Source organism: Aerococcus agrisoli (assembly GCF_003797145.1).
Classification (GTDB): domain Bacteria; phylum Bacillota; class Bacilli; order Lactobacillales; family Aerococcaceae; genus Aerococcus; species Aerococcus agrisoli.
Map to the genome: position 1 here is coordinate 1 of NZ_RKMG01000039.1, position 11,322 is coordinate 11,322.

The window sequence follows — 11,322 nt, forward strand, 5'->3', positions numbered from 1 at the left end:
GGTTGGAACCATTTGTCCCAACCCCTTCAATTTGAAATGGCTATATCGCATTATTCATGCGCTATGCTTATTCTTTGATTTTATTAAAATCGCTTCTCAATAAACGTGCGTTGATGGCACAGATTACAGTTGAGAATGACATGATAACAGCAGACAAGGCTGGGCCAAGAACAATACCGATACCAGCAAGAGCACCTGCGGCCAACGGAATAGCGATTACGTTATAACCAGCACCCCACATAAGGTTTTGGTTAATTTTACGTTTGGTTGCGCGAGATAGATTCAAGATATTCAATACATCATGGATATTTGAATCGACCAAAATGACATCCCCTGTTTCACGGGCAACATCTGTACCTGCACCAATAGCGATCCCTAAATCAGCTTGTGCCAAGGCTGGTGCATCATTCACACCATCTCCGACCATGGCTACTTTTGCGCCATCTGCTTGCAATTCTTTAATTAAAGACGCTTTTTCTTCAGATAAGACTTCTGCATATATACCATCTAGCTTCAAGGCGTCACCAACTGTTTGCGCAACGTGTTTATTATCACCAGTGATCATGATAACTTTGATACCTTTAGCTTGTAATTTAGCTACGACATCCTTGGCTTCGTCGCGGACCATATCTGACACTGCAATCGACCCGATTAGTTGCTTGTCATAGATGACAAACACTACGGTTCTACCCTTAGCTGCACTTGTATCGTATGCTGCTTCATCAAAGGTATAACCAGCATCGCGTGTCGCTTGTGGACTTAAAATTTGAATATCCTTGCCGTCTACTTTCCCTTCAAGTCCTTTACCTGTCAAGTTGTGGTAATCCGCAACATCAAGGACAGGTAATTGGCGACTTTCCGCTTCTTTGACAATCCCTTGCGCAATAGGATGTTCCGATTGACGCTCGATTGCATAGGCAATTTGTAGCACTTGATCCTCAGTGAATTGATTATTGAAAATACTTACTTCATCAACACCGAAGGCGCCTTTTGTAAGGGTACCTGTCTTATCAAATACAATTTTATTAATTTTATATGCATCTTCAAAAGCGATACGGTTTTGGATGAATAATCCAGATTCAGCCGCTAATGAAGTTGATTCAGCGTTTACTAATGGTACCGCCAAACCAAGCGCATGCGGACAAGCGATAACGAAGGTTGCCACCATGAATTGCAAGCCGACAAGGTAACCATCAAGTGAGTTCCATATGAAGAAGGCGATTAAACCAACTGCCAAAGCGATGTAGAATAGGTATTTTGCCCAGACATCAGCGATAGATTGCGCTTTTGATTTTTGGGCTTGGGCATCAGAAACCAAACGAATGATTTGTGATAAGTATGTTTCAGAACCCGTCTTGCTAACCGTTGCTTTTAAGACACCGTCACCATTGATTGAACCACCAACAATATTGTCACCGTCAGTCTTCACGATTGGAACAGATTCACCGGTTAACATCGATTCATTTACTTCAGAATAACCTTCATATACTACTGCATCGATAGGTACTTTATCACCGGGGCGGATTAAAATGTTATCCCCTTTGCTTAATTGGTCTACTTTAATGGTCATGGTTGAGCCATCAGCGTGAATCATTTCCGCATCAGAAGGTAATAATTTTGCTAAAGATTCTACTGCGTTCCCGGCAGACATTTCAGCCTTCATTTCAATGTAGTGTCCAGCCAACATAATCAAAATTAATGTGGCTAACTCGAAGTAGTAGTTCATCCCTTCAATAAAGAAAGTAGTTAGAATACTATAGCCATAAGATGCCACGATTGCTAAGGAAATTAACATCATCATACCCGGAACACCTGATTTTAGTTCATGCCATGCATGTTCCAAGAAAGGTTTACCACCGTAGAAGAAGACGATTGTACCAAGCACAAACTCAAGCATTTGAATACCTGGGAAGTCAATATGATAGCCAAATAAATGCATGATCATTGGCGAAATAATGGTTAATGGAATGGTGAGAACGAGTACCACCCAAAAACGTTTCTTAAAATCTTCCATCATATGAGCACCATGACCGCCATGGCCACCGTGGCCACCGTGACTGCTATGGTCATGATGATCGTGTGCTGAATGGTCATGTCCTTCATGATTCATTTCTTCATGCGCTGAATGATCGTGATGACTGTGGTCCATTTCCTCGTGATTCATATGTTCATGTGCTGAGTGATCGTGATGACTATGATCCATGCCGGCGTGGTTAGCATGGTCATGTGCGGTAGATTTCGTATCTTTTGTCATGATAATATCCTCCCCAGATAAATTTCCCTTTATAAAACGAATTTTGTTTACGTTTGTAAACTTATTACATGCTTAGTATACATTTCACTATGATGAAATGCAAGTATGATAGCCAATTTTCCTGAAAATAACAGCCGAATCTCCTTGCTAAGAATGAGGTCACGTGATACCATATATAGGCTAAGAAAAACCCAGAACACAATATATAGTGTTTCATATGAATATAATGACAAAAGGAGCTTTTAAACATGGTAATGCTAACTGTTGGTGGAATGATTGGATTAGGTAAAACCACCATTACCAATATCATTAGAGATGAACTGGGTTTCACCCCATTTTATGAATCAGTAGATGACAATATTATGTTGCCCTATTTTTATAAGGCAACGCCTGAAGAACAACAATTGAAACGTTATCCATTCTTAACACAATTAGATTTCTTAAATAGCCGTTTCAAAACAATCAAACAAGCATCACGTCAACCAATGACTGTTCTTGACCGTTCAATTTTTGAAGACTGGTATTTTGCCCGTGTTAACACTGATATCGGTCGCATTAGCGAAGAAGAATTTTCAATCTACGAAAACCTTTCAAAAAATATGATGGAAGAATTGGCTGAATTGCCAAGAAAACATCCTGACTTGATGATCTACTTACATGGTTCATTTGACACTGTAATGACACGTATTGAAAGTCGTGGCCGTGATTTTGAACAGGGTGATGAACTAACAGCTTACTACCACCGTCTTTGGGCTGGATATGACAACTGGGTGAAAAATCAATATACCCAATCAAATGTCTTATACATCGACATGGATAAATATGACTTAGTCAAATACCCTGAGCACAAAGCAGAAATCGTTACTTTATTAAGAGACTACCTAGTTACCAATGAAATCGTGGACGTTGACGCTTTAAAACAAACTGTTTAATACCCAATCATATGCCAACTTGCTAAGGAGACTTGCCTCATGGACCTAGAAACAAAACGACAACGTATACAAGAATTTGCAAAAGCACGTATGGATTTTGACCCGACAGGCCATGACTTTTGGCATGCAAATCGTGTCTCTCAATTAGCACAAAAACTCTATATTGCGGATTTCGGTAATGACAATGTAGACGCCCTAATGATAATCGAAGCTGCTGCTTATCTACATGACACAATCGACGATAAGTTGGTATCTGATATTATCTTTAGCCAAATGGAAGTAGAAAAATTACTAGAAGAGCTTGAATTTTCAACGGAAGCCCGTGAAAATATCATGTTTACCATCCAACACATGTCCTATTCTAAGAATTTGACCAACCAATATGACCTTTCAATTGAGGGAAAATATGTCCAAGATGCAGATCGTATCGATGCACTTGGTGCTATCGGCATTGCTAGAACCTTTGCCTATGGTGGACATGCCAACAATGAAATCTACAATCCTAATATTCCTGTTATTGATTTAAAGAGTAAAGAAGATTACCGCAACCATCCAACAACCGCGATTAATCATTTTCACGAGAAATTATTAAAACTTGAATTGACCATGAATACCGAAGCTGGTACCAAGATTGCCCATGAACGTACTGAATTTATGCGTCAATTCTTAGCCGAATTTATGGCGGAATGGCAAGGCGAAATTTAGTCCCCAACCCAATCAAAAGTATAGTAGAATGTATTTAGATACATATTTTTGAATTTGAGAAAGAGGTTATATCATTGGATAAACGTAAAGATGCAGTTGCAAACACAAAATTATATTTAGCTACACCTTTCTTCAACCCTGACCAAAAACGACGTGTAGAAGAGGCTACAAAAGCCTTAAATAGCAACCCAACAGTTGGTGTTGTTCACTTCCCATTTGATTTCCAATATAAAGATGCTTCTTTTGAAAGCGATCCAAAAGGTGTCTTTGGCTCATTTGAATGGCAAATCGCAACTTACCAAAATGACCTATCAGCAATGAACACTGCTGATGCCGGTGTTTTCTTATACGACTTAGAAAACGTTGATGACGGTACTGCATTTGAAGTTGGTTTCATGCGTGCAATGCATAAACCTGCTATCGTTGTATTATTAAGTGAAAATGGCTTTGACGATGTTGAGTTAAACTTGATGATTGCACAAGGTGGTACATACTTTATGACAGACATCCAAGAATTAGCAACTTACGACTTCAACCATTTCCCAACAAATCCAGTGCCACCAATCAAAGTATTCTAATTCATGCTAAATAAACCAGGTTCACCCAGTAGTTGATGAGGTGGACCTGGTTTTTCTTTGATGAAGCATATGAAAAGGACAAGCTCGCTCAAATTCGCGTTGGCTTGTCCTTTTTGCTCATATCTTATTCGCCTAATCTTCTAGTTTAACGATCCAACCTTCTGGTGCCTCTACGTCACCATATTGGATACCCACTAATTCATCATATAAACGTTTGGTTACAGGACCAACCTCTGTTTCAGAGTAGAATACGTGTTTGTTACCGTTATGGGTAATTGAACCTACTGGAGAGATGACAGCTGCCGTACCACATGCCCCTGCTTCGCTGAAGCGGTCTAAATCGTCGATATATACGTCGCCCTCTTCTACTTCTAAACCTAAGCGGTGTTCTGCCAACCATAATAATGAATATTTTGTGATTGATGGCAGGATTGATGGTGATTTTGGTGTCACAAATTTATTGGTTTCTTTCTCGATACCAAAGAAGTTTGCTGCACCCACCTCTTCAATTTTTGTATGCGTTGCAGGGTCAAGATATACTACGTCTGAATATCCAGCTTCTTTAGCCTCTTCGCCTGGTTTCAATGAACCAGCATAGTTCCCACCAACTTTAGCGGCACCTGTACCTTGTGGCGCTGCTCGATCATATTTTGAAGTTGTGAAGGCTGTCGGTGCCATGCCACCTTTAAAGTAAGGGCCAACCGGCATTGCAAAAATCGTGAAGATATACTCAGATGCGGCATGTACACCAATATTATCACCCACACCGATTAAGGTTGGACGTAGGTATAAAGTTGCACCAGTGCCATATGGAGGTACATAGTCCGCATTGGCTTTGACAACTTCTTTCACTGCATGGATAAAGTCATCTACAGGAATTTCCGGCATCAATAAACGTTCCGCAGAAGCAATTAAACGTTTGGCATTTTGATCTGGACGGAAAATTTGAATTGTACCATCTTTTGCACGGTAGGCTTTCAAGCCTTCAAAAGCCCCTTGTCCGTAATGTAAAATAGGTGCACCTTCCGCAATTTGGATAGTATTTTCAGTTTCTAAGCCTTCTTTATACCATTCGCCATCTTTCCAATAAGCGCGCCAACGGTATGGTAAATTCATATAGCTGAAACCTAATTCTTCCCAATTGATATCTACTGCCATGTTAAAACTTCCTCTCTATAATAAATCAAATTTTATAATAAAAATGAAATCATTAACGGCTTAGGCCACATTTCGATCATTCAACAAAATTGCCGTTATGTAATTCATCGGTTTGACAATCATTTTACCACTCTTTATGAGAAATTTGCATCATTTTTCAAATAAAATGAGAATTATTCTAATTTTAATCAAAAATAACCGCATTGCCAACATAGACAAATACGGTTATGCAATCTATTCACATTTTTCTTATAGCCAATTCGCGATGATTGGCACGATGACGGCAACAATAATACCCGATATAACCATGGCAATACTTGATGCAGCACCTTGTAATTCATTTTTCTTCATCGATTCACCCGTACCCATAGCATGACTAGATGAACCTAGTCCTAATCCACGGGCAAAATAGGAATCAATCTTCAATAATTTGAATACCCATTCGTTGATGACAACACCAAAGATACCTGTTAATACAACAGAACCAACCATGATAGGCGTCAACCCACCAATAATTTCAGTTACGTCAATAGCGATGGCAGTGGTAACGGATTTCGCTAATACTGAGCGTAGCACGACTTCATCCATGTTAAAGATTTTAGCGATGAATATGATACTTGCAAGTCCAACAACCATTGCCACGACAACCGTAGTAAAAATGGTTGAAAAGTTTTCTTTCAAAATACGTCGTTGTTTATAAATTGGAATAGCCAGGGAAATTGTCGCTGGTGTTAGTAAATAGCCAATGAATTTCGCACTTTCTTGATAAGTAGGCACATCCGTTTTTGTGAACACTAATAGGGCAATCATTAGAATAACCGCAATCAATAAGGGGTTTGCAAGCGAAGAGTTCAACTTCTTATTTACCCATAATGCAACCATATACACCAATAAAGTGAGCACTAAACCAAATGAAGGATATAAAGCAAATAAACTAGTCATTGTCACGGCCTCCTTCTTTATTGCCATCTTTTCGATTTTGTAAGAATTGCGCAACCAAACCACCAACACCCATGACAAGAACAGTTGGTACAAGGATGATGACGATCCACGGAATTAAATTCGGTTGTAAGCTAGGCCATGATGTGATAAAACCAGCACTTGGCACAACGAACATCATTGGCATGATGATCATCAACCATTCACCTGCATCTTCAACGTCCTCTAATTGAATCACCCCAAATAACAAGCCGAAAAACAAGATGAGCATGCCGTAGATGGACGCTGGTAGTGATAAGGGTAGTACGTTTGCTAATATTTCAGCAATCAATGTAATGGTCAAAATGACAAACGCTTGTTTCAAATATTTCAAAATTCTCTCTCCATTCCCTATGACCGGGCTAATATTACAACATATTAGCCTTGCGATGATGCATCAATAAATTCGCATATTCATTCTTGATGGCTAGAAAATTATCTTCCAATACCCACTCGTACATTTTATTGCCGTACATCAATAATTGTTGTTCCGCAATTGCACGCCCGTCATGTTTGATTGTTAAATAATGGTGTACATAGGCTGTGGCCGTCTCCACATCAAGATTAAAGTAATCCATCATGGTGCGTGCGATATCTTGCACTTGGTTTTGGTTCAAATCGATATGAAATGCTTGATTGCGAGCACCAACAAATCCCAATAAAAGGCCCGCATTCATAAATATCTCTGTAGTAGATAACTGATCTGTGTCTTGCACATGCATTAAGTCCAATAGCTTTAACATGTCGACTTGCTCCGCACTCATTTGTAAAACTTCGTGCTCAAAACCTTTTGCCTCTTCTTGAACGGCAAGGAGCTCAAAATGATTTTGAAAAGCCTTTGTTTCGAAGGGTAAATCCTTGGCGTTTACTGCAGGCAATACCCTTTCAAAAGTATCGTTGTAAACAAAATATTTGTTGCCATCTTTACTCGCTAGCTGAAAATCTGCGCCTTCAGGATACCAATAAATACTCGCAACAATTGGTTCTAATTCAGCAATTTTATTAATATCAACTAATAAAATGCTCTTCCCGTCCATAATCTCCGTTTGCGTGTCAGTCGCAGCAAAGAAACGCCAACCACTGTCACTTGGCATTAAACTTTTTTCTCGAAATGCCCACAACAAAGGTTGTTTACCTTCTAAAAGTGCCGCTGAAGCTAAACAATTACCGCCGTTTGAAATCAATTCCTTGGTCATATTTGTCCTCCGGTTGTTCATTTTCCTCTAAAAATTATTAAATATATAATGTATATACTACTTTAGCATAATTTTAACGAAATAATGTTACAAATTGTTTTTTAAAATTGTACGAATTAACTGATTGAATTGCGTTGCTTGGTCGTCCATTGGCGTATGCCCAGCATCTGGTATTTCATAATAGGCTTTATCCGGTGCATCAATGTCTTCTATTAACTGACGCGCCTGGCTTGCTGGTACCTGGATATCGTTTGCCCCACTTATTAAATAGAATGGCATTTCAAAACTTGTACCTTCTGCATAGAAATCACTTTTTAAGAGTTGGCGGTACAAGCGTTGGTTCAATAACAAGCGGTCTAATGTGGCCTGATCAGACGCACTTAAATTAGTTGCCTGACCCGAAAACAGTAAGGGAAGGTATTGGACAAAATCAGCTGCATTATAGCCTAATTCAGTTTGCACACTGCGTAAGAGGGCTGCATCATAGGCAACCTCTATAAAATTCTCTTGATTAGGATAAGCCGCATCGATTTCACTCAATTGATCGACTAAATCGCTCCTACCTGCAGCTTCAGCGCGTGTTTTGGTTTCAGCAAGCGCCACTTGCTCATCCTCTGCTGATGTCACAACCTGACCCACACCTATATATACGGATACATCATCCGGATGCGTTCTAGCATAGGTAGCGCCCAGGGCAGAACCCCATGAGTGCCCGATGATGGCCACCTTATCTACGCCATAACGTGTCTTAGCGTAGGTCACCAAGTCTTCTAGAGAGGTAATGAGATTATCCATACTAGGCTCTAGTGTTGGATTTTCACTAAAGGTGTGTCCCGCCCCAATTTGATCCCAGAAGAGGATATTGGCATCTCCTACCAACCCCGCCATATTATCCGCCGAATTCGTATAAGAAAAACCTGGCCCGCCATGTAAAAAAATGGCCACTGGCAAATCTTCCCCCTGACCAACTTCATAAACATACTGCGCCACATCATTTAATCGTAATAAATGGCTTTCTTGAATGCCACTTGCACCCTTATCAATGGTTGTCACGCTAGGTAGGTCACTGGTTTTTGCTTGAAAAGTAGCTAAGGCAGGATCATCTGCCGCTAAAATTGTCTGTGTTTGCGATTGTAGTGTTGTTGTTGTCGAAGCTACTTGGGCAGTTGAACTCGCTGAACTAGTCGGTGAATTAACACTATTCGCCTGTTCTGTTTTCTGGTTAGCAGTGGTAGCTTGACCACACCCTGCCAGTAAAGCAAGGGCCGTTCCAAATAGATACATTCCTTGTTTTAGGCGCATTTCAATGTGGACCTCCTTCATTTCAGTTCGAAGTTTCGTTTATTTCTTAGGTTTTCGTTTATTCGTCGTTGGTAAGACGCGGTAATTTTTACGGACAAATTTAGGGAACTTTTGTCGGTTCCAAATATGAATGACCGTATCCGCTGTATATACAGCAAGGGCAATTGCTAAGGCCGTAAAAAGGGTTAGTCCTAGTTCATTCATCCCTTTCGCTGAATCACCTTGTATAAAGGCCAAAGCCGTTCGGTACATCCCACCTCCAGGAACAAATAAAAAGAATGCTGGAATAAAGAAGATGGTGACCGGTTCTTTAAAAATACGCGCGAAGATGTGCGACAAAATTGCAATAACTAATGAACCAAAATAAGTAGTTAACAGCATAGATAAACCTAAGAATTCCATGCCTAGCATATAGGCACCCCAACCTGCGATATTAATAATAGGGGTCCAATAAAGTACTTTTCGAGGTGCTTCTAACGTTAATGAGGCAAATACCCCCACCCAATATGCACCAAATAATTGTAAGATTATTTCCACTACATCAAACCTCCAATAATCACTAAACCAAGCGCTGCACCAATGGCTATCATCAAAGCATTCAGAAATGCTTCCACAGCACGAGAGGCCCCGGCTAAATAGTCCTCATGGAAAATGTCGCGTAAAGAATTGGTAATCGCCGTCCCAGGAACCATGGGCATCAAGGTCGATACAATAACAATATTCGTATCCACATCCCATTGTAGCCATTCTTTCATTAGATAGGCCGCAACAGTTACCACTAGCGCTTGCACGATATTGGAGAAACCTTCACTAATATAATACCGATCTACAACACGATACATTAAGGCCAAAATTAAACCATTTATCGTAGCAACGATGAATTCATCCGCACCACCACCAAATAAGAAGGAAAAGGCTGACGCTAAACCAACAATTCCTATCGATACCTGTAACTTGGAATACTGCGGTCCTTTTGAACGTACCTCTTGTAATCGTTCATAAGCTTGGTCGATACTGATTTTACCAGCTGTTAAATCACGAGAAATATAGTTAACCAAGGTGATTTTGTTTAAGTTGTTTGAGCGACGGGTAATCCGTGTAATACCCGTAAATCCAGAACCTTCAAATGATGGGTCATCTAAGGTGATATAGAGTCCTGTTGATAGGGAAATTGCAACGGCATAGGCTGCATTTGATGTAGTTAAAATACGGTTCATTGTATCTTCCACACGATATGATTCAGCATTACTCTCCGTCATAATTTTGCCCGCTAACAAGGCCGTCTCCATAATTTTTTTATTTACATCTGCCATTAAACCCCATCCTTTCGCGTAATCACGGCTATTGTAACATATGCTCGCCCTCAATGAAGGTGCATCTTGTATAGAAATTGATTTTCTTTTTACATGGGCTTCTCATCCACCAAAGTAAAAATTTGTGCTATAATTGCACCCGACTACACAGACGAAGGAGCATCACCTCATGATAACAATGGCAGGAATGATTGGTGTCGGAAAAACCACCTACACCAACTATATGGCAGAAATGTTTAACGCAGAACCCCTATTCGAAGAAGTTTCAGAAAATCCAATTTTGGATGCTTACTATAGCGAACCAACAAAATATGCCTTCTCATTACAAATTTACTTTTTAAATCAACGTATCAAGAGTATCAAACGTGGTATGCGTCTAGATCGCGCTATCCTAGACCGCTCAATTTACGAAGATGCCCTATTTACGCAAGTGAATAACATGAACGGGAATATTTCAGATGTTGAATGGAACTTATACCAAGATTTATTGGCCAATATGATGGACGACATTCGCATCATCTCTGAAAATACCAACCAACAACCTGAATTATTAGTATACCTAACAGGGCCTTTTGACATGATTTTAGAAAAAATCAAACGCCGCGGTCGTTCATACGAGCAAGTAGACGGTCGACCAGATTTGTTAGCTTACTACCAACAACTATATACCATGTATGGTGAATGGTACGAAAGCTACGATAAGAGCGCAAAAATGTCGATTGATGTTAGTCAATACGACATCATCGATTCTGAAAGTGATCGCCACACGGTTGCGAAGTTGATTCAAGATACCTACGATCAGTTATTACTGACATCAAAAATTTAAGCAAACAACCATCCCGTTAACATTCCGGACTATATTTAAAAAAGAGCGACTAGCGCATGAACCACTCCCCGTCAAGTAGA

Annotated in this window: 12 protein-coding genes; 4 read left to right on the top strand and 8 right to left on the bottom strand. The window is 40.0% G+C overall.

Annotation, left to right across the window (positions count from 1 at the left end):
- Positions 1–67: 67 nt before the first annotated feature.
- On the bottom strand, positions 68–2,254 hold the full coding sequence (locus EF384_RS08785; RefSeq protein ID WP_123781239.1) for a copper-translocating P-type ATPase: 2,187 nt from the start codon (positions 2,252–2,254) through the stop codon (positions 68–70).
- A 248-nt stretch (positions 2,255–2,502) separates the two neighbouring features.
- On the opposite strand from EF384_RS08785, the gene EF384_RS08790 reads away from it, so the two are divergent.
- The 3 genes from EF384_RS08790 to EF384_RS08800 all read left to right on the top strand — a co-directional run bounded on the left by EF384_RS08790 (position 2,503) and on the right by EF384_RS08800 (position 4,469).
- On the top strand, positions 2,503–3,186 hold the full coding sequence (locus tag EF384_RS08790; RefSeq protein WP_094518621.1) for a deoxynucleoside kinase: 684 nt from the start codon (positions 2,503–2,505) through the stop codon (positions 3,184–3,186).
- A gap of 39 nt (positions 3,187–3,225) precedes the next feature.
- Positions 3,226–3,891: an HD domain-containing protein gene (locus tag EF384_RS08795; RefSeq protein WP_123781241.1), complete on the top strand. Its 666-nt coding sequence runs from the start codon at positions 3,226–3,228 to the stop codon at positions 3,889–3,891.
- Between the two features lie 74 nt (positions 3,892–3,965).
- On the top strand, positions 3,966–4,469 hold the full coding sequence (locus tag EF384_RS08800; protein ID WP_094518619.1) for a nucleoside 2-deoxyribosyltransferase: 504 nt from the start codon (positions 3,966–3,968) through the stop codon (positions 4,467–4,469).
- A gap of 132 nt (positions 4,470–4,601) precedes the next feature.
- On the opposite strand, the gene EF384_RS08805 is transcribed toward EF384_RS08800, so the two are convergent.
- The 7 genes from EF384_RS08805 to EF384_RS08835 form a co-directional block, all read right to left on the bottom strand.
- Entirely contained in the window at positions 4,602–5,627 is a 1,026-nt protein-coding gene (locus EF384_RS08805; RefSeq protein ID WP_094518618.1) for a branched-chain amino acid aminotransferase, read from the bottom strand.
- Positions 5,628–5,876: 249 nt separating this feature from the next.
- Positions 5,877–6,569 (bottom strand): LrgB family protein, encoded by a 693-nt coding sequence (locus EF384_RS08810; protein WP_094518617.1) that lies wholly within the window; start codon positions 6,567–6,569, stop codon positions 5,877–5,879.
- Positions 6,562–6,939 (bottom strand): CidA/LrgA family protein, encoded by a 378-nt coding sequence (locus tag EF384_RS08815; RefSeq protein WP_094518616.1) that lies wholly within the window; start codon positions 6,937–6,939, stop codon positions 6,562–6,564. Before EF384_RS08815 ends, EF384_RS08810 begins: the two co-directional genes overlap by 8 nt.
- Before the next feature lie 34 nt (positions 6,940–6,973).
- Positions 6,974–7,801: an immunity protein Imm33 domain-containing protein gene (locus EF384_RS08820; RefSeq protein ID WP_123781242.1), complete on the bottom strand. Its 828-nt coding sequence runs from the start codon at positions 7,799–7,801 to the stop codon at positions 6,974–6,976.
- A gap of 87 nt (positions 7,802–7,888) precedes the next feature.
- Positions 7,889–9,103, bottom strand: coding sequence for an alpha/beta fold hydrolase (locus tag EF384_RS08825; protein WP_233487760.1), 1,215 nt, complete (start codon positions 9,101–9,103; stop codon positions 7,889–7,891).
- 39 nt (positions 9,104–9,142) lie between these two features.
- Entirely contained in the window at positions 9,143–9,640 is a 498-nt protein-coding gene (locus tag EF384_RS08830) for a threonine/serine exporter family protein (RefSeq protein WP_233487759.1), read from the bottom strand.
- Complete coding sequence (locus EF384_RS08835; protein WP_123781244.1) at positions 9,640–10,416, bottom strand: threonine/serine exporter family protein; 777 nt, start codon at positions 10,414–10,416, stop codon at positions 9,640–9,642. Before EF384_RS08835 ends, EF384_RS08830 begins: the two co-directional genes overlap by 1 nt.
- A gap of 169 nt (positions 10,417–10,585) precedes the next feature.
- On the opposite strand from EF384_RS08835, the gene EF384_RS08840 reads away from it, so the two are divergent.
- The gene (locus tag EF384_RS08840; RefSeq protein ID WP_123781246.1) at positions 10,586–11,242 is read left to right on the top strand and encodes a deoxynucleoside kinase; all 657 of its coding nucleotides are present in this window, start codon (positions 10,586–10,588) and stop codon (positions 11,240–11,242) included.
- Positions 11,243–11,322: the final 80 nt, after the last annotated feature.